At 63.9% G+C, this 22,498-nt stretch carries 20 protein-coding genes and 1 pseudogene; 10 read left to right on the plus strand and 11 right to left on the minus strand.

Going from position 1 to position 22,498, the window contains the following annotated elements; translation table 11 throughout:
- Positions 1 to 215 precede the first annotated feature (215 nt).
- Both rsmD and AC0L2K_RS23415 read right to left on the minus strand, forming a co-directional pair.
- Positions 216 to 770 carry a 16S rRNA (guanine(966)-N(2))-methyltransferase RsmD gene (rsmD, locus tag AC0L2K_RS23410; protein ID WP_287285822.1) on the minus strand — a complete coding sequence of 185 codons (555 nt, stop codon included), beginning with the start codon at positions 768 to 770 and terminating at the stop codon, positions 216 to 218.
- Positions 751 to 2,889: a pseudouridine synthase gene (locus tag AC0L2K_RS23415; RefSeq protein ID WP_473532435.1), complete on the minus strand. Its 2,139-nt coding sequence runs from the start codon at positions 2,887 to 2,889 to the stop codon at positions 751 to 753. The genes rsmD and AC0L2K_RS23415 overlap by 20 nt, the downstream gene beginning before the upstream one ends.
- A gap of 178 nt (positions 2,890 to 3,067) precedes the next feature.
- Between AC0L2K_RS23415 and AC0L2K_RS23420 the strand changes: the two genes are divergently transcribed.
- A complete protein-coding gene (locus AC0L2K_RS23420; protein WP_128248353.1) occupies positions 3,068 to 3,520 on the plus strand; it encodes a nucleoside deaminase in 453 nt (150 codons plus the stop codon).
- Between the two features lie 10 nt (positions 3,521 to 3,530).
- Here AC0L2K_RS23420 and AC0L2K_RS23425 read toward each other — a convergent pair whose 3' ends face one another.
- Together AC0L2K_RS23425 and ileS are read right to left on the minus strand one after the other, a co-directional pair.
- The gene (locus AC0L2K_RS23425) at positions 3,531 to 4,205 is read right to left on the minus strand and encodes a hypothetical protein (protein WP_128248352.1); all 675 of its coding nucleotides are present in this window, start codon (positions 4,203 to 4,205) and stop codon (positions 3,531 to 3,533) included.
- Between the two features lie 309 nt (positions 4,206 to 4,514).
- Positions 4,515 to 7,499: an isoleucine--tRNA ligase gene (ileS, locus tag AC0L2K_RS23430; RefSeq protein ID WP_473532436.1), complete on the minus strand. Its 2,985-nt coding sequence runs from the start codon at positions 7,497 to 7,499 to the stop codon at positions 4,515 to 4,517.
- A 55-nt stretch (positions 7,500 to 7,554) separates the two neighbouring features.
- Between ileS and AC0L2K_RS23435 the strand changes: the two genes are divergently transcribed.
- The gene (locus tag AC0L2K_RS23435) at positions 7,555 to 7,740 is read left to right on the plus strand and encodes a hypothetical protein (RefSeq protein ID WP_023802265.1); all 186 of its coding nucleotides are present in this window, start codon (positions 7,555 to 7,557) and stop codon (positions 7,738 to 7,740) included.
- A gap of 170 nt (positions 7,741 to 7,910) precedes the next feature.
- On the plus strand, positions 7,911 to 8,072 hold the full coding sequence (locus tag AC0L2K_RS23440; protein ID WP_287235406.1) for an MbcA/ParS/Xre antitoxin family protein: 162 nt from the start codon (positions 7,911 to 7,913) through the stop codon (positions 8,070 to 8,072).
- A gap of 35 nt (positions 8,073 to 8,107) precedes the next feature.
- On the opposite strand, the gene AC0L2K_RS23445 is transcribed toward AC0L2K_RS23440, so the two are convergent.
- From AC0L2K_RS23445 to AC0L2K_RS23455, 3 genes are all read right to left on the minus strand, one after another.
- Entirely contained in the window at positions 8,108 to 8,920 is an 813-nt protein-coding gene (locus tag AC0L2K_RS23445) for a MipA/OmpV family protein (protein ID WP_128169763.1), read from the minus strand.
- A 231-nt stretch (positions 8,921 to 9,151) separates the two neighbouring features.
- Complete coding sequence (locus tag AC0L2K_RS23450; protein ID WP_473532437.1) at positions 9,152 to 10,135, minus strand: bifunctional riboflavin kinase/FAD synthetase; 984 nt, start codon at positions 10,133 to 10,135, stop codon at positions 9,152 to 9,154.
- Between the two features lie 43 nt (positions 10,136 to 10,178).
- A complete protein-coding gene (locus tag AC0L2K_RS23455) occupies positions 10,179 to 11,039 on the minus strand; it encodes a TIGR01459 family HAD-type hydrolase (RefSeq protein WP_473532438.1) in 861 nt (286 codons plus the stop codon).
- A 414-nt stretch (positions 11,040 to 11,453) separates the two neighbouring features.
- On the opposite strand from AC0L2K_RS23455, the pseudogene AC0L2K_RS23460 reads away from it, so the two are divergent.
- A pseudogene (locus AC0L2K_RS23460) lies at positions 11,454 to 13,371 on the plus strand (Tad domain-containing protein).
- Positions 13,372 to 13,665: 294 nt separating this feature from the next.
- Here the strand turns inward: AC0L2K_RS23460 and AC0L2K_RS23465 are convergent.
- The gene (locus AC0L2K_RS23465; RefSeq protein WP_419696669.1) at positions 13,666 to 14,493 is read right to left on the minus strand and encodes a DUF2189 domain-containing protein; all 828 of its coding nucleotides are present in this window, start codon (positions 14,491 to 14,493) and stop codon (positions 13,666 to 13,668) included.
- A gap of 170 nt (positions 14,494 to 14,663) precedes the next feature.
- Complete coding sequence (locus AC0L2K_RS23470; protein ID WP_023802258.1) at positions 14,664 to 15,368, minus strand: glutathione S-transferase family protein; 705 nt, start codon at positions 15,366 to 15,368, stop codon at positions 14,664 to 14,666.
- Between the two features lie 106 nt (positions 15,369 to 15,474).
- Between AC0L2K_RS23470 and AC0L2K_RS23475 the strand changes: the two genes are divergently transcribed.
- The 5 genes from AC0L2K_RS23475 to AC0L2K_RS23495 all read left to right on the plus strand — a co-directional run bounded on the left by AC0L2K_RS23475 (position 15,475) and on the right by AC0L2K_RS23495 (position 19,568).
- Positions 15,475 to 15,834 carry a winged helix-turn-helix transcriptional regulator gene (locus tag AC0L2K_RS23475; protein WP_473532439.1) on the plus strand — a complete coding sequence of 120 codons (360 nt, stop codon included), beginning with the start codon at positions 15,475 to 15,477 and terminating at the stop codon, positions 15,832 to 15,834.
- 233 nt (positions 15,835 to 16,067) lie between these two features.
- Positions 16,068 to 17,189 carry a PspA/IM30 family protein gene (locus AC0L2K_RS23480; RefSeq protein ID WP_473532440.1) on the plus strand — a complete coding sequence of 374 codons (1,122 nt, stop codon included), beginning with the start codon at positions 16,068 to 16,070 and terminating at the stop codon, positions 17,187 to 17,189.
- A 5-nt stretch (positions 17,190 to 17,194) separates the two neighbouring features.
- On the plus strand, positions 17,195 to 17,815 hold the full coding sequence (locus tag AC0L2K_RS23485; protein WP_287174726.1) for an OB-fold-containig protein: 621 nt from the start codon (positions 17,195 to 17,197) through the stop codon (positions 17,813 to 17,815).
- Between the two features lie 54 nt (positions 17,816 to 17,869).
- Positions 17,870 to 18,433: a flotillin family protein gene (locus AC0L2K_RS23490; RefSeq protein WP_473532441.1), complete on the plus strand. Its 564-nt coding sequence runs from the start codon at positions 17,870 to 17,872 to the stop codon at positions 18,431 to 18,433.
- Positions 18,434 to 18,470: 37 nt separating this feature from the next.
- Positions 18,471 to 19,568, plus strand: coding sequence for a flotillin domain-containing protein (locus AC0L2K_RS23495; protein WP_473532442.1), 1,098 nt, complete (start codon positions 18,471 to 18,473; stop codon positions 19,566 to 19,568).
- A gap of 175 nt (positions 19,569 to 19,743) precedes the next feature.
- On the opposite strand, the gene AC0L2K_RS23500 is transcribed toward AC0L2K_RS23495, so the two are convergent.
- Positions 19,744 to 20,838: an alkene reductase gene (locus tag AC0L2K_RS23500; protein WP_128176988.1), complete on the minus strand. Its 1,095-nt coding sequence runs from the start codon at positions 20,836 to 20,838 to the stop codon at positions 19,744 to 19,746.
- Positions 20,839 to 20,898: 60 nt separating this feature from the next.
- Positions 20,899 to 21,720: an SDR family NAD(P)-dependent oxidoreductase gene (locus AC0L2K_RS23505; RefSeq protein ID WP_245277788.1), complete on the minus strand. Its 822-nt coding sequence runs from the start codon at positions 21,718 to 21,720 to the stop codon at positions 20,899 to 20,901.
- Positions 21,721 to 21,794: 74 nt separating this feature from the next.
- On the opposite strand from AC0L2K_RS23505, the gene AC0L2K_RS23510 reads away from it, so the two are divergent.
- A complete protein-coding gene (locus AC0L2K_RS23510) occupies positions 21,795 to 22,358 on the plus strand; it encodes a TetR/AcrR family transcriptional regulator (protein ID WP_023802251.1) in 564 nt (187 codons plus the stop codon).
- The last annotated feature ends 140 nt before the right edge of the window (positions 22,359 to 22,498 follow it).

Genomic DNA, 22,498 nt, shown 5'->3' on the forward strand with positions numbered 1-22,498 from the left:
GCCGCAGCGGGTGATCCGGTCATGACCCGGGTCACCCGCCAGCCCGATCATGCATGATTCTAGAGACACAAGGGGTGCTGGACGGAGTGCGGCATAAAAATATCTAGCGATTTTAAGCACTTGCCTCTTCAAGGTAGAGATCCTTCCAACACCCCTCATCCGAACGAGCAGAGCTCGGCCACCTTCTCCCACAAGGGGAGAAGGGAAGACGCGACTCATCCAACCTCGATAAAGCGGATAACGGTTTCGCCATAGCTGCGCTCGTCCATAACCGAAAAGCCCGGCCCTGCCTCGAACGGCGCCGCAGCCGCCTCCTCGACCACGCAGAGCGCGCCGGGGACGAGCCAGCCGCCGGCCTTGGCCGAGCGCAAGGCACGCTCACCCAGGCCCTTGCCATAGGGCGGGTCGGCGAACACCAGGCCGAACGCGGCCATCGTGCCCGCCTCGCCCAGAGCCGTAGCGTCGCGACGGAATATCTTGGTACGCCCGGTGAGGCTGAAGGCCTCGACATTGGTGCGGATCAGACCGCGCCCTTCCGCCGATTCTTCGATGAAGACGCCATAAGATGCGCCGCGCGACAGCGCCTCGAGGCCGAACGCGCCGGTGCCGGCGAACAGGTCGAGCACCCGCGCGCCGACCAGCCTATCGGGGAAACGATGCGCCAGCACGTTGAAGACAGCCTCGCGGGTGCGGTCGGTGGTCGGGCGGATGGCGCTTGAGCGGGGCGTCGCCAGCGGACGCCCGCGAAACTCACCGCCGACGATCCGCATTGCCTCCCCTGGATCCCTTGGGGCCGCTGCGCGGCCGGTCGCCGCCTTTGCCGCCATCATTTGGGCGTTCGCCACGCGGCTTGCCGAACGGCTTTGCGCCTCCGGGCTTGGCGGGCTTGCCATAAGACGGCTTGAACGAGGCCTTGCGTTCCTTGGCTTCGGCCGCCCTGGCGGCATCGGCGTCCGCCCTGCCCTTGCCGATCGGCCGCGCGCCGGGCGCCATCCAGACATTGGCCTTGCGCTGGCCCGGCGGCTCGATCGGGCGCTGCTCGCGTTCGGACTTTTTCCCGCCGCCCGGTTTGCCGCCGAAGCCGCCCGGCCCGCTACGTTCAGATTTGGGGCCGCGATCGGCAAAGCCGCCGCGTTCGGGTCCGCTGCGTTCAGATTTGGGGCCACGCTCAGCAAAGCTCTTTTCCGGCCCGAAGCTTCTGCCGGGACTTGTCGACAGCTTGCCCAACGCCTCGTCGCGGCTGCCTTCGCGGCGCTTGCGGTTCTTGATCAATCCGCCTTCGCCGATCGGACGGCGTTCGCCATCGCGGGTGAATTTCGGCCGCTCAGGTTCCTCTTCCCGCACCGCTTCGCGCCGCACCGGCCTGTTGGAAAACGGCTTGGTGATGTCAGCGTCGAAATTGGCGCCGGACTCCTCGACCAGGCGTTCGCCGAGCTGGTCGCGCAGCACCCGGCCCTTGATCTCCAGCACATGGCCCTCGGGCAGGTCGTCGAGCTGGAACGGTCCGTAGGAAATGCGGATCAGTCGCGTTACGTCGAGACCAAGCGAGCCCAGTATGTTCCTGACCTCGCGGTTCTTGCCTTCGCGCAGGCCAAGCGTCAGCCAGGCGTTAGTGCCTTGCTCACGGTCGAGCGTCGCCTCGATGGCGCCATAGAAGACGCCGTCGACGGCGATGCCTTCGCGCAAGCCGGCGAGCGCACTTTCCTCGACCTTGCCGTGGACGCGCACGCGGTAGCGCCTGAGCCAGCCGGTCGCCGGCAGTTCGAGCACGCGCGCCAGCCCGCCGTCATTGGTGAGCAGCAGCAGGCCTTCGGTGTTGATGTCGAGCCGGCCGATGGTCATCAGCCGCGGCAGGTCGGCCGGCAGCACGTCGAAGACGGTCTTGCGGCCCTCGGGATCACGATTGGTGGTAACGACGCCGGCCGGCTTGTGGAACAGGAACAGCCGGGTGCGCTCGATCGGCGGGATCTCCATGCCGTCGAGATGGATGATGTCGCCAGGCATCACATTGAAGGCCGGCGAGGACAGCACCCTTCCATTAACCTTGACGCGGCCGGCCGCGATCAGTTCCTCGGCATCGCGACGCGAGGCAAGACCGGCGCGGGCCAGCCGCTTGGCAATGCGCTCACCAGCCTCTTCCGTCGCTTCGGCGGGACGCGGGCGCGGCTTTAAGCCGCCCGATGCCCCTTGGGGCCGATCACCGGCAAAATCGCGCTTGGGCCGATCGCCGAAGTCGCGTTTTGGGCGATCGCTGAAGTCTCCCTTGGGACGGTCGAAGCGCCTTTCGCTGCGCTCGCCTTCGGCAGCCGCCGGCCGGTCGCCGCGCGGCGCATAGGGTTTTCGAGGCCCCTCGCGCTTTTCATAGGGCTTGCCTTCAGGGCGCGGCCCCTTGCTGAACGGCCGCTCGCCACTCTTGAAGTCGCGCTTCGGCCGCTCGCCGAGAGCCGCCATCGGCCGGTCGCCACGCGGGGCGTATGGCTTGCGCGGCCCCTCACGCTTCTCGTAGGGCTTGCCGTCAGGGCGCGGCCCCTTGCTGATCGGCCGGTCGCCGCTTTTGAAGTCACGCTTCGGCCGCTCGCCGTCAGCCGCCATCGGGCGGTCGCCGCGCGGGGCGTATGGCTTGCGCGGCCCCTCGCGCTTTTCATAGGGCTTGCCGTCGGGCCGTGGTCCTTTGCTGAACGGCCTATCGCCACTCTTGAAGTCGCGCTTCGGCCGCTCGCCGTCAGCCGCCATTGGGCGGTCACCGCGCGGCGCGTAAGGTTTTTTCGCGCCGAAGGATGGCTTGCCGCCTTTGCCGGCAGCGGCATCACGACCACGCGGGCCCGACGGTTTCGGGCCCGTCTTGCCCGGACCCTTTTGGCGCGGGAATTTCTTGTTTTTGTCGTCCATGTGGTCTTTGCTCGTTTACACTACAGCGCCGCGCGTCCGTACGGACGCGCAAAGGACGCTGTAGGACTTTGATTTGATGCATGGTCCCTTCCGAAAACCGATTCCGGTTTTCAGGGTCATGCGCTAGATAACAGGATCACGCCGGAGTAGCGAGGAGATAATAAGGGATGGAAACCGCTTGAAGCGGCCGGATTTCATGGCACTGGCGCTGAACGAGGCTGAAGCCGCCGCCATGCGCGGCGAAGTGCCGGTCGGCGCGGTCATCGCTAGCGGCGATACCATCGTTGCCAGTGCCGGCAACCGCACTCGCGAGCTTGCAGATCCTACGGCCCATGCCGAGATGCTGGCGATCCGCGAGGCCTGCCGCAAGCTGTCGAGCGAGCGTCTCACCGGCTACGATCTCTATGTGACGCTGGAGCCCTGCGCCATGTGCGCCGGCGCCATTTCCTTCGCCAGGCTGCGCCGGCTTTATTTCGGCGCCGCCGACGAGAAGGGCGGCGCTGTGGTCAACGGCGTGCGCTTCTTCGCCTCACCGACCTGCCACCACGCGCCAGACATTTATGCAGGCATGGCCGAGCGCGAAGCGGCGCTGCTTCTGAAGGATTTTTTCAGGGAGCGACGCGAACCGTAGCACCTGCAACCTACCAAGGCAGCCAATCGAACATGCCGCCGCTCTTGTTCTTGGCGGCCGCTTCCCGCTTGAGGCGGCGTGCTTTCTTGTATTCGTCCTCGCCGAGGTCGTCGACCGGCGCGGTGGCGGCAGCGGCGCGATATTGCACCGGCGGCTCGCTCAGATATTTGCGGGTGTTGGGGTCACCCTGCTTTTGTTCGGCGAGGCGGCGCTTGACCTCGGCGGCGCGGCCCTTGTCCGAATCCGCTGGCGTCCAGGCCGGCGGATGACTGGAAGCCGACTGCGCCATCGCAGACTTGATCGCGACCGGATCCGTCTGGATGTCATCGACGATCTGCGCCTGGTAGGACGGATCGTCCTGATTGAGCGTGGCCTCGGCGCGCAGGCGAGCGCGGCGCTGCTCGGGCGATTCCGGCCAATCGGCGCTTGCCGTGGCGCTGTCCTGCGGCGGCGGCAGTTGCTTCTGTCCCGGCGCCGGCTTCACCAGTTCGGGGCGCGGCTTGTAGTCGATCCGTTGCTTGTTCTTCGGCATGACTGAAAAAGCGCTGGTGAGATCGCCGGCAAGCTGGGCGGAGGCGGTCTTGTCGGTCCCGTAGGTCGGCGAGCCCATGCAGCCGGACAGGGCCAAGCCGGATACGACAAGCGGCGCCAGCAGCGCAACGCGCGCGCAAGTTCTTTCGGTCATGCCAAAAAGTCCCACTCTAGACAGCCTCTCGATCGCCACCGGCCAAAGGTCCGGTCCCCATCGTCTATGCTCTTCCGACGGAAATCCGGCGACAATTTGTCGTCCGGAGTTTCGCGTGTTTACCTCAACCACTCGTTAAGGGCAACGAGCGGGGGCCGATCAGTCGCCTGCCGTGGCATTTGTGCACCGATATGGCGACCTGGCCGTGCATGTCGTTGTCCCAAAACGCTACGCAACTTTTGGGCGACATGCATGCTGGCCGTGCATGTCGTTGTCCCAAAACCGCTACACACTTTTGGGCGACATGCATTAAAGTCGACCAAGCGCCTTCAATTCATGCAGCACCGCTGCGTCCCGCGCCGAAACGTCGGGGAATTCCTTGTCCTGCCCGACATCGGCCGTGTAGCGCCATGAGCGCGCGCATTTGAGCAGACCCCGGTCCTCGGCCTTCTCGACCACCACGGCGACGCCCTTGACGTCGTCCAGCGTGAAGGCGCCAGAAGGCGCGTTGCCATGCGCAATGACCAGATCGCTGGTGATCGCCATTTCGGCCATGTCGACATCTGATATCGCCGCTTCGAGCGCCGCATCATCGAGCGTGACGACCGGCACCGCTTCCAGCGACGAGCCGATGACCTTCTGGGCGCGCGCAATCTCCAGCGCGCCGGTGATGACGCGGCGAACCTGCCGCACCTTGCGCCATTTTTCCGCCAGCGCCTCGTTCTTCCAGTCGGCCGGGATTGGCGGAAACTGGTCGAGATGCACCGAGACGGCGTCCGGATGACGGTCGAGCCAGGCCTCCTCCATGGTGAAGGGCAGCATCGGCGCCAGCCATTTCACCAGGCAGTCGAACAGATGGCGCACCACCTGCACGGACGCCTTGCGCTTCACGCTGGACGGCGCCTCGCAGTAGAGCGCGTCCTTGCGGATGTCGAAATAGAAGGCCGACAGCTCGACCACCATGAAGTCGAGCAGCGTGCGGGTGATGCGCTTGAGCTCGAAGGCGTCGTAGCCCGCGCGCACGACTTCATCGAGTTCGGAAAGCCGGTGCAGCATCAGCCGCTCCAGCTCCGGCATCTTGTCCAGCGGCACGTCCTCGCCATCGTCATGGGCAAGCGTGCCCAGCATCCAGCGGATGGTGTTGCGCAGCTTGCGGTAGGCGTCGATGTTGGTCTGCAGCACGTTCTTGCCGAGCCGCTGGTCTTCCCAGTAGTCTGTGGTCACCACCCATAGCCGCAGGATATCGGCGCCCGACTGTTTGATGACGTCTTGCGGCACGACGGTATTGCCGAGCGACTTCGACATTTTCCGCCCCTCCTCGTCCATGGTGAACCCATGGGTGACGACGGTGTCGTAAGGCGCCCTGCCCCTGGTGCCGCAGCTTTCGAGCAGCGAGGAGTGGAACCAGCCGCGATGCTGGTCGGAACCTTCGAGATAGACGTCGGCCGGCCATTTCAGATCCGGACGATCCTCCAGGGTGAAGACATGGGTCGAGCCGGAATCGAACCAGACGTCGAGGATGTCCATCACCTGCTGCCATTTCGAGGCATCGTGATTGCCGAGGAAACGCTCCTTGGCGCCGGCCGCAAACCAGGCGTCCGCGCCTTCCTTTTCGAAGGCGTCGATGATGCGCTGGTTGACCGCCTCGTCGTTCAGGACGTTGCCGTCGGCATCGGCGAAGACGGCGATCGGCACGCCCCATGCGCGCTGGCGCGACAGCACCCAATCGGGGCGCTCCTCGATCATGGCGCGGATGCGGTTCTGGCCGGCGGCCGGCACGAAGCGGGTGTCGTCGATCGCCTTCAGGGCACGGCTGCGCAGCGTCGTGCCGTCGCCGAGCTCCTTGTCCATAAAGACGAACCATTGCGGCGTGTTGCGGAAGATGATCGGCTTCTTCGACCGCCACGAATGCGGATAGGAATGCTTCAGCCGCCCGCGCGCGAACAGCGCGTTGCGCTTGATCAACTCGTCGATGACCGCCTGGTTGGCATTGCCCTTCTTGCCGTTGTCGTCGATGACGCGCGCCGCACCGCCCTCGCGGTCCGCGCCAAAGCCTGGCGCATCCTTGGTGAAGAAGCCGGCATCGTCGACGGTGAACGGGATCGCTGTGTCGATGCCGCGCTGGCGAAGGTCCGAAGCTGCATCCATCCAGGCGTCAAAATCCTCGCGGCCATGGCCCGGCGCCGTGTGGACGAAACCGGTACCGGCTTCGTCGGTGACATGCTCGCCGGCGAGCATTGGGACGTGGAATTCATAGCCGCCATTCAAACCTTTGAAGGGATGAGAAAGCGTAAGGCTTCCAAGCTCTTCGGCCGAAATGCTACGGAGGCGGTCCATCGTCACCTTGGCTTTGGTCGCAGCCTCTTCCGCCAGCGCTTCGGCAAAGATCAGCCTTTCGCCAGGCTGCGGGCCGAAAGCATTCTCGGCCGCAGTGACCTCGTAGAGGCCATAGTTGATGCGTGGCGAATAGTTGACGGCACGGTTGCCGGGGATGGTCCATGGCGTGGTCGTCCAGATAACGACATCGGCCTCCAGCAAGTCCAGTGACGTCTGCGTCAGCCTCGGATCCAAGGCTGGCTGCCCATCTTCGACATTGGTGACCTGACGAGCGAGGCTGACGACCGGAAACTTCGCCCAGATCGTATCGCTCTCGTAGTCCTGGTACTCGACCTCGGCCTCGGCCAGCGCGGTGCGCTCGACAACGCTCCACATCACCGGCTTCGAGCCGCGATACAGTTGGCCCGACATGGCGAATTTCAACAGCTCGCCGGCGATGCGCGCCTCGGCATGGAACGCCATCGTCGTATAGGGATTGTCGAAGTCGCCGACGACGCCGAGCCTCTGGAACTCGCCGCCCTGCACCTTGATCCAGTGTGCGGCGAACTCGCGGCATTCCTTGCGGAACTCGTTGACCGGCACCTCGTCCTTGTTCTTGCCCTTGGCGCGGTATTGCTCCTCGATCTTCCATTCGATCGGCAGGCCGTGGCAATCCCAGCCGGGCACGTAGTTCGAGTCGTAGCCGCGCATCTGGAACGAGCGGGTGATGACGTCCTTGAGGATCTTGTTCAGCGCATGTCCGATATGGATGCTGCCGTTGGCGTAGGGCGGGCCGTCGTGCAGCACGTATTTTTCGCGGCCGGCGGCGTTTTCGCGCAGCTTGCGGTAAAGCTCCATGTCCTGCCAGCGCTTGACCAGCAGCGGCTCCTTCTCGGGCAAGCCGGCGCGCATCGGAAAATCCGTCTGCGGCAGATAAAGCGTCTTGGAATAGTCGATCGTTTCAACAGTGTCGGTCATCGGCGTATCGGTCATTGGTCTGCCATATGCATTGCCCGGCAAAAGAGCCCGGGCGTTGAACTATCATGATCTGGAAAAAGCGCGAGAGGCCGCGCGCAAAATTCCCGGCGGCTCCGGCGGCGCTCAGGCCGCCCGGAACACCGGGCTTGTAATTCGCATCGCAATCGCGAGCGCGCGAGGAAACTGCGTCATGACCGGGCTTTTAGACGAGGCCGGCCCCATTGAAAAGCCCGAACTCTGATGCTTACCCTAGGAGCGTTTACCAATTGCGCCTATGTTTGTCGGCAGATGGTATTGGAAGACCAACATCTACGGTTGTATTTCACAGTTTAGCGCACCGGAAGGAACGAAATGTGACCCTGTACGATTGCCGAGTCCGGCCGCGCTCTGCGACTTGAACGCATTTCAGCGATGGCGGATCGCGTTTTCGGCAACCATGAAAAGGCGCAGCGGTGGCTGCGCAAGCCAAGTCGGGTGCTCACCCAAGTGCCCATCGATCTCCTGCAATCGGAAGCAGGTGCCACGCTTGTGGAAGACGAACTCAACCGCATCGCCTACGGCATAGTCGCCTGAGCCATGCGGCTGCGCGCAATACACAACCTGCGACATCACATCGAGAAATCGAAGCGATAGGTCGTCGAGACGCCGATCGTGAACTGATCCCTTGAGCCGCGCTCCTTGACCAGGCTGGAATCGGCCGCCGGGCCCATCAGCCGCGAATATTCGGCGAACAGGCTGGCCGTCATCGGCTCGGTCACTTTCCAGGTCACCGCGCCGCCGAGGCCCGCCGACTTCACGCCACCGTCCGGTCGGTACCGGCTGAGGCCCGACGCCACGGCTTCCTCGGCGTCGACGCCGTAATAGGCGTCGAAATAGTCCGACGTGGCGAACGAAACGCGCGGCCCGCCCGAAATCCTGACCTCCGGCGTCACATCGTGGAATGCGTCGGCGGCGATGTCGGCGACGAAGCCGTTATGGGCGCGAATGCCGTGCCGCAATTCGGCGCGGGCGCGCAACCAGTCCAAAGGATAGAATTCGAAGAAGCCGCCGGCCTCGCCGCCCCAGCGCACCGGGTCGAGGCCTCTCAGTTCGTCGGCGTCGTCGCCATCGCGCGAAAACAGGATTTTTCCGGCCAGGCCGGCGCGGAAGCCGCCTTCGTCGATCAACCCCAGCGAGATGTTGTCGTTGCGCGAGGTGAAGCGGGCCGCAGGACCGGCCTTGCCGAGCGAGATGATCGGCTGGGCGCTGAGTATATAGTTCTTGCTGCCTTCGAAATCGGGGGCGACCAGGCCGGTGGCGCCGACTGTCAGATACCAGTCGCCGGATAGCCAGCCCAAGGCGCCATCGGCGGCTTCGGCGGCACCGGGCGCGCCCAGCAGGAAGGTGGCCAAGACCACCTGATATACCTTGATAGAACGCATCGTCACTCCATACGCACGAAACACCGGCGGGAACAACCTGCCTGCAAAGAGCCATGGCGCCGGTTCAGTAAACTTTGATTTAAACTAGACACGCTGACTCACTTTTTTGGCGTGCATCCAGCGCAAGCTGCTCGCTGGACGGGCATGACCCTCGGCGATACCCGCCAAATTGGCAAGATGCCAAGTGACGACAAATGTCAGGCGACGCTGCGATCGGCCTGGCGAATTCGCTCAAAAAGCAATGGCCGTGTCGAGCTCGGACAGCGGGCTGACGCCGGCAAGCAGCGCCCTCGCCTCGGCCTCGTCGCGTTTCATCTGCGCGACCAGCGCGTCGAGCCCGTCGAACTTCACCTCGGCGCGCAGGAAACCGAAGAAGGACACCGCGCATAGCTCGCCGTAGAGATCGCCGGAGAAGTCGAAGACGAAGGTTTCCAGAAGCGGCGCGCCGTTGTCGTCGACGGTCGGGCGGCGGCCGAAGCTGGCGACGCCATCATGAAGCGTACCGTCGGCGCAGCGGAAGCGGACGGCATAAATCCCTTCCTTCAGAGTGGCTTCCGGCGAAAGCCTCATATTGGCGGTTGGAAAGCCGAGCGTCCGGCCAAGCTGCTGGCCGCCGATCACCTCGCTCTCGACCGTGAAGCGGTAGCCGAGCAGGCCGGCGGCCTCGCCCACCGCGCCTTCGCACAGCAGCGCGCGGATTCGGCTCGACGACACCACTTCGGCGCCTTCGTCGCGAAAGGCGTCAACCAGGGTGACGCCGAAGCCGTGGCGTTCGCCGGCCGCCATCAGATAGGCCGGGCCGCCTTGCCTGTCCTTGCCGAAGTGGAAGTCGAAGCCGGTCACGGCGTGAATGATGCCGAGATTGCTGTCGAGCACGTCGGTCACGAACGCTTCCGCCGACAGTGCGGCGAAGGCGCGCGTGAACGGCTGCTCGACGAGTGCGGCAAAGCCCAGATGCGACAGCAGCCGTGCCTTCATCGGCGGCGGTGTCAGCACGAACAGCGGAATCTCGGGCCGGAACACCTTTCTCGGATGCGGCTCGAAGGTCAGCACCAGCGCCGGCGCGCCGCGCCGGCGGGCCTCGGCCAGCGCGCGTTCCAGCACGGCCTGGTGGCCGCGGTGCACACCGTCGAAATTGCCGATCGCCACCACGCCACCCCGCAAATGGGCAGGCAGCGGCGAGATGGCAGAAACGCGTTCGAAGGCTTCCGTCATTTCGGGGCTTGCGTCATTTCGAGGCTTCCGTCATCGAGCGAGCCTACTGCAGTCTCGGAATGACCGCGACCGGCCGGTAGCCATGCCTTTCCAGAAAGGCGATCAGCCTGGCCGGATGCGGTTGTAGCGGATCGCCGTAGTCGCGGGCATGGATGCCGCCCGACACGTAGAGCACGTCGAAGCCATTGTCGGCAGCGCCCTTGATGTCGGTCATCATGCCGTCGCCGATAGCCAGCACGTCCGAGCGCTCGACCGGGCGGCCGAGCAGGTCGGCGATCTCCTTCATCGCGACGTCATAGACCGGGGCATAAGGTTTTCCGGCGATCAGCGTGCGCCCGCCGAGCTGGGCATAGTCGCGGGCCAAGGCCCCGGCGCACCAGATCATCCGCTCGCCGCGCTCGACCACGATATCGGGATTGGCGCAGATGAAGGGCAGGTTCCTGGCGCGCAGCCGCCGCAGAAGATCGGCGTAGTCCTCCGGCTTCTCGACCTCGTCGTCGAACAGCCCGGTGCAGACCACGCCGGACGCCTCGAACTCCTCGACCAGCTCGACATCAAGCCCGTCATAGAGCGTGAAATCGCGATCGGCGCCAATGTGGAAGATCTTTCGCGGCCCCTCCATGATCAGGTCGCGGGTCACGTCACCGGAGGTGACGACGCGGTCATAGGCCGCAGAGGGAACGCCGATCGCATTCATCTGCGCCACCACATCGGCGCTGCGCCGCGGCGAATTGGTGATCAGCACGACAGGTATCTTCGCCTCGCGCGCGGTGCCCAGCGCCAGAGCCGCGGCCGGAAAATGCCGTTCGCCATTGTGGACCACACCCCAGACGTCGCACAGGATGGCACAATAGGCTCCCGACAAATCCGCGAGCGAGCCGATGATATCGGGCGAGTCCGCCATATCGTTTCCCAAATCATGATGGTTGCGAGCGTCGCCGCCGACGTCCGCCGCGGCAAGGATCCACCGCGGCAGGTTCGCATTAACCGAAGCACTTGACCCTGTCACCAGCTTTCACATTTTTCAGGATTGCCCTGGTTTCAGGATTGCCTTGGCACTGACGAAGGCAAGCGCGCAAGCCGCTCTTGCCGAGAACTCCCCATTCTGAAGGCTTCGGCGGCCGGTCCAGCCGCGCGCAGCAATGCCGGCATCGGCGGCGTGGTTAACGAGCCTTGAAAAAGCAAGCCGATCTTGGATGTTTTTCAGCAATCTGAAATTTAAGGATTGATGGCATCTTTCGCCGACTAGGGGTTTTGGCGAGGGGCTGAAGACAATGATCCGAAATTCGGTAGGGACCGGCGTGGCAACTATACGCTGATGACGGTCATCACGATGGTGCCACTGATGGGCGGAGTGGCGCTCAGCGTCGATTACTCGGAACTGCTGCGCCAGAAGCACGCCACGTTGAACGCTTTGGACGCCGCCGGCCTCGCCACGGCTCAGCAGGTCGTCTCCGGCGCAACCGACGACGCCGCCAGGGCCTACGCCAAGACTTTCTTCGAAACCAATCTCGGCCCCGTCGATCCGGCCAACACGTCGCTTACCGTCACCCTGCCCAACAGCAATGCGGGTGGCGGCACGTTGAAGCTCTGCAGCGCCCTTACCTATCACCCCTATTTTCTGCCGGCCGCCGCCATGCTGCTGGGCGGCGGGACCACCAGCGGCGCTACAACTTTCACGGATTGCTCGGAAATCCGTCTCAAGAACACGCTGGAAGTCGCTCTGGTGCTCGACAATTCCGGCTCGATGAACGAACTCGGTTCCGGCACCGGCGCGAGGCGAATAGACCTGCTGAAGACTGCCGCCAAACAGCTTGTCGATACGCTGGCGCTGCAGGCACAGCAGATGAAGCAGGTCAGCAAACCGGTGCAGTTCTCCCTGGTGCCGTTCGCTGCTTCGGTCAATGTCGGTCCCACCCATGACCAGGACAGCTGGATGGACCAGGATGGCATCTCCCCGATCCAGCATGAGGATTTCGACTGGACGAAGATGACCGCCGCCAACGATCCGGACATATACGCCGAGAAGCTCAACGGCGTCTGGTACAAACGCGGCAACCGGCTGGGGCGACACCGAGGATCAGCCACTGACCCGCTTCAGCCTCTACGCCGACATCACCGTCGAGTCCGGCCGCGAAGAAGTGCCTAACACGAAACAGTATATCTGCGACACCTATAACAAGAAAGGTAACTGCAGCAGCGGCCACTGGACCACCCCGGAATATATCTACACCACCAGCCGCTATGCAAGTTGGCAGGGTTGCGTGGAGGCGAGGCCGCACCCGTATAACAACGACGACACGACGCCTGATACCGCCACACCTGCCACGCTGTTCGTGCCGATGTTTGCGCCCGACGAGGCCGGCACGCTCTGGCTCGATTTCAACCGCGACGGCGCTAACGACGTGATCTATCTGAACCATGGTTACGGCAACAACTGGTGGGCCGACTGGCCTTACACCGACAGCCCAACCGCTTCGCAGCGGCAGTCGGACATGCGCAAATATTTCCTGGTCAAGCCTTACGGCTCGAAGTCGGCTCCCTGGGGCGACGGCCCAACTTCGTCCTGCACGACCAACCCGATCACGCCGCTCAAAGACGTGACTCAGCTTGCCCAGAAAGAGGAGATCGACAACGCCATCGACGCCATGGCGCCGAACGGCAACACCAATGTGCCGGAAGGCCTTGCCTGGGGCTGGCGGACGGTGTCGAGCAACGAACCTTTCACTGCGGGCCGGCCGAACACTGAAAGAGGCAACGACAAAGTGGTCATCGTGCTGACCGACGGCGCCAATACCTACAGCGCCGTCAGCGACAGCGGCTACGCCAATAACAGGTCGACCTATGCCGCTTACGGTTACACCGGCCTGACATATCCGGGGTCTGGAAGCGTGACGCGGCTGTTCATGAACACAAGCACCGACATCGGCAAGACGACCTACACGGGCGCCAACTACACCGCCGCGCTGGACGAGCAGATGCAGACCCTTTGCGGCAACGCGAAGAAATCGAACGTTCTCGTCATGACCGTTGCGCTCGACCTGTCGACCACCGATGCCGGTGACAAGAAAGCACTCGACGCGCTGAAGGCCTGCTCCTCGGACTCGCGCTTCCGCAAGGATCCCACCGATCCGACCAAGCCGGCCAAGCTGTTCTGGAACGCGACCGGGGCGACGCTGTCGGACAATTTCAGGGAAATCGCCAACGAATTGTCGAACCTGCGCATCGTCGGCTGAAGGGGGTGGGGTCGGCTGAAGGGGGCGCAAGCGCCCGGAAATGACAGGCTGGCGGAACAGCGCCCCCTCTGTCCTGCCGGACATCTCCCCCACAAGGGGGGAGATCGGATGTCGGCACGGCTTTCGCCAATCTCCAACGCCGCAGAAGAGGCGAGGCGCAGAAGCTGCCGATCTCCCCCTCGTGGGGAGATGCCAAGTTGTGGCAAGGGGCAGGCCAGAGGGGGGCGCGGAAGGATCGCGGCCGAACAGGTTGTTTGGGCCGCTGCATTCTTCGGCTGTTAATGCCGCTTCCGCCTACATCGGCCGCCGGTCCGGCTGCGCCCGCTCCGGTTCGACCAGCCTGCGATAGAGATGCCACGTCGCATGGCCAAGCACAGGCATGACGACAGCGAGCCCGGCAAACAGCGGGATCGAGCCGATGACCAGCAGCACGGCGACCATCAGGCCCCACAGCGCCATCTGCAGCGGGTTTGTCATCACCGCCCGTGCCGAGGTCTCGATCGCCGAGACCGCGCCGACATCACGGTCGAGCAGCAGCGGGAAAGCGACGACGGTCGTCGCCAGCACGATCGCGGCGAAGACGAAGCCGGCCGCATTGCCGAGCAGGATCAGCGTCCAGCCTTTGGGCGTTGTCAGCACCTCGCGCACAAAGCCACCGATCGAGGCCGGCGGCTGAGCGCCGAACAGGCTGGAGTAGATCGATTGCGCGGTGAACAGCCAGAGCAGGAACAGTGCCACCAGCATGATGCCGATGACCGCGATCGCCGGCAGCGCCGGCGAGTGGCGCACCTCGAGGGCGTGCCACCAGGACGTGTCCATGCCGAGCTCGCGGCGGCGGCTGATCTCGTAGAGGCCGATCGCGGCGAACGGTCCAAGCAGGGCGAAGCCGGAAATCAGCGGGTAAAGGAGCTGGATGGCGTAGGCGCCGGATGTCGTCCACTGCGCCAGGATCAATCCGACCACCGGATAGATCAGGCACAGGAAGACGTAATGCGATGGCTTTGCCCAAAAATCCTCGACGCCGAGCCGCAGCACATCGATCAGGTCCGCCGTGGTGATGCGGCGCACCCTGGGCTGCACGTGCATCCCACGCGCGTCCGACATGACATGAAAGCTGGCCATACCCATTCTCCCGTATTCAGGGGGCGGCCACCGCCAGGATGGCCGCCCGTAGCTGCCACTTCAAGAGCGATGGCATGATAGCCGAATTCGATGTGCTTGTCGCGAATCGGGTGGGATTGAGCATGCGCGGCGCGGCACAGGCCGTGTTCGTGCCGCGCCGCTGGCGTGTGCTAGACACCAAATCGTTCAATCACCTCGGCCAGCGGAACGTGGCCAAGGCAGGCACCCGAACCCGCCGGCGTTTCGCCGTCCTCAATGGCCTGCGCGTACCGCACGTCCGGATTGCTTTCGATCCGACGGCGCAGCGCTGCCAGCCTGGGATAGGCGGCGCCGTCGACCGCCTGGTGGAACTCCGCCCAACGTGCCACGCCGATCAACGTGGTATCGGCCAACGTCAGGCGGTCGCCGACCAGAAAGTCGGTGTCGCCGATCATCGCCTCAAGCCGGTCGTGGCGTTCGGCAACGGCCTGGCGGCCGAAGTCACGCAAGGTCGCCAGCAGGGCCGGTTCGGCCGATTCCATTTCATAGGCAGCCCAGAGCGGGGTGAAAGCGGCGGTGAAACCGGTGTTCACGAAAGCCATCAGCTGATGCATCCGGTCGGCTTCCGGCGAGCGCGGGTCGAAGCTGATGCGACGTTGCGTGTCGCGGGCTTCGAGCCAAGCGGCAATCGCCATGGTCTCGGTGAGCACTCTGCCTTCGTCGGTGATCATCACCGGCGTTTCCTGACGGCCGTTGATGCGGGCATAGGCGTCGTTCTTCATTTCGGTGAGCATGTCGACGCGGCACAGGCGGTAGGGCTGTCCGAGGCGTTCAAAAGCAGCGACGAGCCCCATCGAACTTCCCGCCGGGACGCCGTAAAGGAGGATAGGTTCCATTTCTTTGTCTCTTCCATGTTCAGGGATCACGCTGCGCAGCGAAGCTTGACCCTAAACGCTGGTCGCCCCATGTAAATTACGCACTATTTTGTAACCAGGATCCGCCATGAAAGATGTCGTCTCAAGCTGCCCGATCGAAGAGGCCATGCGTGTGCTCAGCGGTCGCTGGCCGACCTTGCTGCTCTACTATCTGAAGGACGGGACCAAGCGCTTCAGCGACCTGAGGCGTGACAACCCGACCGTGTCGCACCGCATTCTGGCGCTGGAACTGCGCAAGCTGGAGGAAGCCGGGATCGTGCGGCGAACGGCGCATGCCGGCTATCCGCTACGCGTCGACTATGATCTCACGGCAGCGGGTCTCAAGCTTGTGCCGCTCATCGACGCCCTGGGCGACTGGTGGGAAGCTACCGAGGACGATCGGGCCGGCCGGGTCTCATCGGCGCCAAGGCTCGTGGCGGCTGAGTAAGCAGTGGGGAAAATCTGACGATTGCAACTATACGTTGTGCAACTGCTTGGGTGGAATCAGCCGACCGGGCCGAATACCTCAGGGAGCGCGCAGCGCCAAACGTTGTCTACTGGCCAACACCTGCGGTTACCAAACAACACACGTGGTAACCCTCCTATCACTAAATCACGTTTTTGGTGATTGTCACTTGAAATCCCCTCAATCACTTGTTAGGTGATTGAGGGGAGAATCATATGAAGACCGCGCAATACAAGCTGATCCTGAGCCGCGCTGGCGAACGCGCCATAGACATGACTTTCGCGGCTTATGCCGTCATGCACGACATCCTGGATCGCACCGCCTCTAACCAACGCACCAACACGTTTGAACTCCAGAAGCTCGCCTATGAAGCGATCCGCGCCGAGACGGGCCTGCCGGCGCGACTGGTGACCAATGGCATTCGCGAATACGCCTCCGGCGCCTGGTCGCCCGACCGGCTGCCGCTTGACGACAAGCTCATGTCCTTCAAGGGCGTCGACAAGGTTTCGATTTCTACCGTTGAGGGGCGTGTGATCGCGGGATTCCTGGCCACCGGCTACTCCGATAGCCAGGAGAAGGCGCAACTTTCCCATCTCGTACGGGATAACGGGGCCTATCTGCTCACCGTTCCGCTGTCGGCGGACATGCAACACAGGGAGATCGAAGCCATGCAGACCGAATCCATTTCCGGGCGCGTTTCGCGCCTCGCCGCCGGCCTGGTCGCAACCGTGATCGACGGCCTTGAGAAGAAGGCTCCCGAGGCGGTGGCCGAACAAGCGATCCGCGAGATCGACAAGGCCGCCGACGAGTTGAAATCCAACCTCGCAGCGCTTATCGCCGAGCGCAAGCGCTACGCCCTGCAGAAGGACGACCTGACCGAGGAACGCGAGGGGCTGGACCAGAATATCCGTGTCGCCCTGCAAGAGGGCCGCGAAGACCTCGCACGGGCCGGTATTGGCCGTCAGGACGACATCGACGCGCAGGCCGCCTCTATCGACAAGCTGATCCAAGATGTTGATGTGCGCATTGACGAAGCGCGAGGCGCGCTGAGCGCCGCAAGTGCGGCCCGCCGCGATTCCGAGGAGCGGGTGAAGATAGCGCGTCGCGCCCGCGAGGCGCAGAACCCGGGCACGGCAGGCAACGCTGGCGGCGGGTTCCGCAAACCCGCACCGGAGGATCGCATTGCGGCCGCGCTTTCCAGCGTGGCGCGGCTGACCGACCTGCCCGCTGGCAAGCCGCGCGACAACGATCTTGTCGAACTCGAAGAATTTGGGCGCCAGCGCCGCATTGACGACCGGCTGGCGGCTCTGCGCAGCGAACTCAAGGGTAAGAAGTAGCGCCGATGGCAGAAATTCTCCACGCGCCGGCGCTCTATCTCTATCCATTGCTGGCAGGGATGTTGCTGGGTGTCCTGCAGATCGTCCTGTTCTTTGTTGGAGCCGGGCATTTTGACCATGGTAGCGGCGAAGACGGCGCGGTCGACCACCTCCTCGACGCCACACATCTGGGCGACGTATTCGATTGGTTGAATTTCGGTCGGGTACCCTTCGCCATCCTGATACTGCTTCTGCTGGTCACGTTCGGCATGGTCGGCATCATGCTGTGGCAGATCTTCCCGGCCTTGCCGGCGTGGAGCTACGCTTTTGGCGCGGCGCCGGCGGCGGTGATGGTCACGAAGATCACCGGCGGCTGGATCGCTCATCTCCTGCCGCAGGACGAGAGCTACGCCGTCAACCACGATCATCTGGTCGGGCGTCGCGGCACGGTCACGCTCGGGCCGCTGGACGACGGTCGGCCCGGCTCGATCCGAGTGCGCGATGAGCATGGCGAATTGCATACGCTGCGGGCGCGGCCCGCAGACGCGGGAATGAAAATCGAGAAAGGCGCCTTAGTCGTGGTGGTGAAAGCCGCCGAGGGACCTGGTCGTGTCTGGCTGGTAGTGCCGTTCGAGGAGCACATCTAGCCAGAGCTTTGGGCAAAGCTGAACATCAAACACTTTCAAATCTGGGGGCAAGTTATGGACAATATGGTTCAATTTCTGATCTGGGTCGGCATCGTTCTCTTCGTGATCGCGGTGATCGGCTTTGTGCTCGGGCGGCTCTACCAGCGCGCCGAACGTGACGAGGCCTTCGTGCGTACCGGCGTCGGCGGCCGCAGAGTGGTCAAAGACGGCGGCGCGCTGATCCTGCCCATCTTGCATGCGCTGGCGAAGGTCAAGCTCAACACCGTCAAGCTGGTGGTCGACCGCCGCCGCGAGGACGCCTTCATCACCTCTGACCGCATGCGCGTCGACATCCGTGCCGAGTTTTACGTACGCGTCGACGGCACGGATGACGGCATCGGCCTCGCTGCGCAGACACTGGGCGACCGTGTCAACGACCCGAAGGCAATCCAGGATCTGGTGGAAGCCAAGCTGGTCGACGCGCTGCGCTCCGTCGCCGCGCGCAACACCCTCGATCAGCTGCATGAGAATCGCTCGGACTTCGTTAAGGCGGTGCAGGACGCAGTCGAGACCGATCTGCGCTCGAACGGGCTGGAGCTGGAATCGGTGTCGTTGACGGGCCTCGACCTCGCCGCGTGAGTTCTTCAACGAAACCAACGCCTTCGACGCCGTCGGTTTGGCCAAGCTGACAACCATCACCGAACAGCGCCGCAAGGAGCGCAACGAGGTGACGCGGAAGACCGAAGTGGCGATTGCCGAGCAGGACCTGAACGCCTCGCGCGAAAAGTACGCGTTGAAGCGGCAAGAGGAAGAGGCGCGGCTGGAGCAGGAGCGCGACGTAGTCTCCAAGCAGGCCTCCACCCGCTCCGAAATGGCCAAGGCCGAGGAAGCGGCGAAGCTCGCCGAACAGGCCGCCCAGATCGCGCGCGAACGCGAGATCGCCGAGCATGCGGCGGAAGCGCAGCGCGCCAAGGAAGAGGCGCGCATCAACTCTGAGCGCGAGGTTGAATTGTCGCGCCAGAATATGGCGGTGGCCATCGCCAAGAAGAGCCAGGAAACCAGCCAGGCTGAAGCCAAGGCCCGCGAGGCCGAGGCGCTGACGGTTGCGGCTGAAGAAAAGGTGCAGACGGCGCGCGAACGCGAAATCGCCGACCGTGCCAGGCAGATCGCCGTTCTGCAAGCACAGGAAGCGGCGGAATCTGAGGCTGTGTCGGTGACAGTTGGCGCGAGCGCCGAAAAGGCAGCGGCGGAAGACCGCGCCGAGGCGGCGCTGGTAGAAGCCCGCGCGGCGGCGGAAGCGATGAAGGTCCGCGCCGAAGGCGTGATCGCGGAAGGCGAGGCGGAGGCCGCGACCATCCGCGCGACGAACGAAGCGCGCAACCTGCTCTCCGACCGGCTGATCCAGCTTGAACTGACGCAGGCGCGGATCACCATGCTGCCGGAAGCATTAAAGGCGCTGATGGAGCCGGCGAGCCGTATCGATAGCATCCGCGTGTTCGACACGGCGGGATTTTCGGGCGGTCGCTCGGGCGGCGAAGGCGGGCGTTCGGGCCTGGGCGATCTGGCCGATCAGTTGCTGAAGTTCACCGGCAACAAGTCTCTGATCGACGCGCTCCTGAAGGAAGCCGGCATCGCCGGCGCCGGTGGCTCTCTGAAGGATCTGGTCTCGACGCGGCCGCGGGAAACGGATGCTGACGGGGCCGGTCTGTTCGAGGAGGCAGACGGGGCGGACGACGAGCTGGTCGCCCCCCTGCCGGGGATACCGAGGGCCTGAACTGCCCGAGCGCTGATTTGATCGGGCCTGGAACAATCCACGCCCGATCTATTTGCCAGCCAGGATCGCGTTTATGTCAGGCAGGCCGCCTTGCCGCCACCGTGCTGCCCACCGGCGAAGGCGCCGGCGCTGCTGTCGACGTGGGATGGCCGCGCGGGCGCGGCACCCTGATGGCTCATGGCTGGCTTGAAGCGGCGATCACGGGATAGTCGGTATAGCCGGCGGAGCCGCCACCATAGAGCGTCGCCTGATCGAACACGGCCAGCGGCGCGCGCGTCTGCAGCCGTTCCACAAGATCGGGATTGGCGATGAACGGTCGCCCGAAGGCGAACAGGTCCGCCTTGCCGTCGGCAAGCCGCGACCCCGCGAGCTCAAGGTCATAGCCGTTATTGGCGATATAGGTGTTGTTGAAGCGCCGGCGGAGTGATCCGAAGTCGAACGGCGCGACATCGCGCGATCCGCCCGTGGCGCCCTCGACGACATGGATGTAGACGATGCCCAAAGCATCGAGTTGATCGACGATATAGTCAAACTGCGCCTGGGGAGCGCTGCTCGAGACGCCGTTGGCGGGCGAGATGGGCGAAATCCGGATGCCGGTGCGCTCAGCGCCGATCTCCTCGACCACCGCAGTCGCAACCTCCAGCATCAGCCGGGCGCGGTTCTCGACCGATCCGCCATAAGCATCCGTGCGGAGGTTCGCGCCGTCCTTGGCGAATTGGTCCAGCAGATAGCCGTTGGCGCCGTGAATCTCGACGCCATCGAAGCCGGCCTCGATGGCGTTCGCAGCTGCTTTGCGGAAATCCTCCACGATGCCCGGCAATTCATCCAGTTCGAGTGCGCGGGGCTCCGAAACGTCGACAAAGCCGTTGCCGACGAAGGTCTTGGTCGCGGCCCGGATCGCCGAGGGCGCGACGGGGGCGGCGCCGTTCTCCTGCAGATCGACGTGCGAGACGCGACCGACATGCCAGAGCTGCAGGAAAATCCGCCCGCCCTTGGCGTGCACGGCGTCGGTGACCTTGCGCCAGCCGCCGATCTGCGCCTGGGTGTAGATGCCGGGCGTGTCCTGGTAGCCCTGTCCCTGCTGCGAGATCTGCGTGGCCTCGGAAATCAGCAGGCCGGCCGACGCGCGCTGGCCGTAGTACTGCGCGGCGAGATCGCCTGGAACGAAGCCCGGGCCAGCGCGATTGCGCGTCAGCGGCGCCATGACGATACGATTGGAGAGGGTCAGCGAGCCGAGAGTATAGGGCTCAAACAGCGTTGTGCTTGTCATAGGTCACCTTTGTTTGTCCCCGCCGCGGCGGGTCGTCTATCGAAACGGGATCGTTGGTGCTCAGGCGACCGTGCGGTACCGCTCGGCGGGATGTTCGTTCCGATAGTTCGGAAGCATGGCCTGGCGTGCGGCCTGAAGCGCGTCCCACTGCCCGGCATCGGGTAGCGGCGGGATGGTCACCAGCTCGCGGCGGTCGAAGCCGACCAGCGCCGCATCCACCAGATCGTCGACCTCCATCACGTTGGAAAGCGTGTTGACGTCGGCGCCGACATGTCCCCAGATCTCCGTTCGCGTCGTGGCGGGAAGCACGGCCTGGACGTAGACACCCTTCGGCGCGAGCTCGAGGCTGAGTCCCTGCGACAAAAACAGCACGAAGGCTTTGGTTGCGCCGTAGACCGTCATGCCGAACTCCGGCGCCAGGCCGACGACGGAGCCGATGTTGACGATCGCACCTTCGCCGGCCGCCGCAAGACGCGGGGCAATGGCGCTGGCAAGCCGCAGAAGCGCGGTCGTATTGAGCGCAACCAGCCGCGCTACGTCATCGGTGCTCTGCTCGATAAAACTTCCGCCGATGGCCGTTCCGGCATTGTTGAGGAGAATTCCGATGCTGGCGTCCTCGCGCAGCCTCGTCTCCACCGCTGCAAGCTCGGCAGGCTGCGTAAGATCCGCCTGGATGATATCGATCGCCACGCCGTTTTCCTGACTTAGACGGGCCGCCAAGGCCTCCATTCGTGCCTTGTCACGGGCAACCAGCACGAGGTCGTGCCCGCGGCGCGCGAAGCGCTCGGCATAGGCGGCTCCGATGCCGGTGGAGGCGCCGGTTATGAGGACTGACGGAATGGTCATGGCATTGCTCTTTTCGCTGATGGACTCTATATTCATGACGATCATCATGAATGCAGGTAAATATGATACCCATCATGTAAATGTCAACGGCGCCGGCGGAGGATTTTGAAATGAAGGTCAGTCGGGAACAGATGGCGGAGAACCGCCGCCGAATTCTGGATGTTGCCAGCCGGCTGTTTCGCGACAAGGGGTTCGACGCGGTCAGCGTGGCGGAGGTGATGAAAGCCGCTGGGCTCACCCATGGCGGCTTCTATGGCCATTTCAGCTCGAAGGACGACCTGATCGCCCAAACCCTTGCCCATGTCATCGCCGCAGACTCAAGCGGAGGGGGCGACCTTCGCGCCTATGCAGATGCCTATCTTTCGCCCCGGCATCGCGACAATGCCGCCGGTGGTTGCCCGACAGCGGGCCTTGTTGCGGACATCCGCCATCAGACCCCGGCTGCACGCTCGGCCATGACCGAAGGCCTTCGCTCGCAGATCGACCGTATCGGCAAGACGCTGCCGGAGTTGGATCCGGCAGACAGACGCCGCACAGCGATCGGATGCTGGGCAGCGATGGTGGGGGCAGTGATCCTCGCCCGGGCTATCGACGATCCCGCGCTTTCGGATGAAGTTCTGGAACAGACGCGTGCCTGGATCGATACCGGGATCAGCCAGGTGTCTGCCAGATAGCCCGCCAGGAGCGCCCTTGAGCAATGCGGCTACCGGGGTGGTTGGGCGGCAAGCTTGGAGAATATCGCGCCGCAGCGCGCATCAGCGGGGTTCGCGGACGGCTAAGGCGGCAGCGAACGAGATTTCTGAACGCCTGCCCG

The sequence above is a fragment of the Mesorhizobium sp. WSM4817 genome (assembly GCF_055811135.1).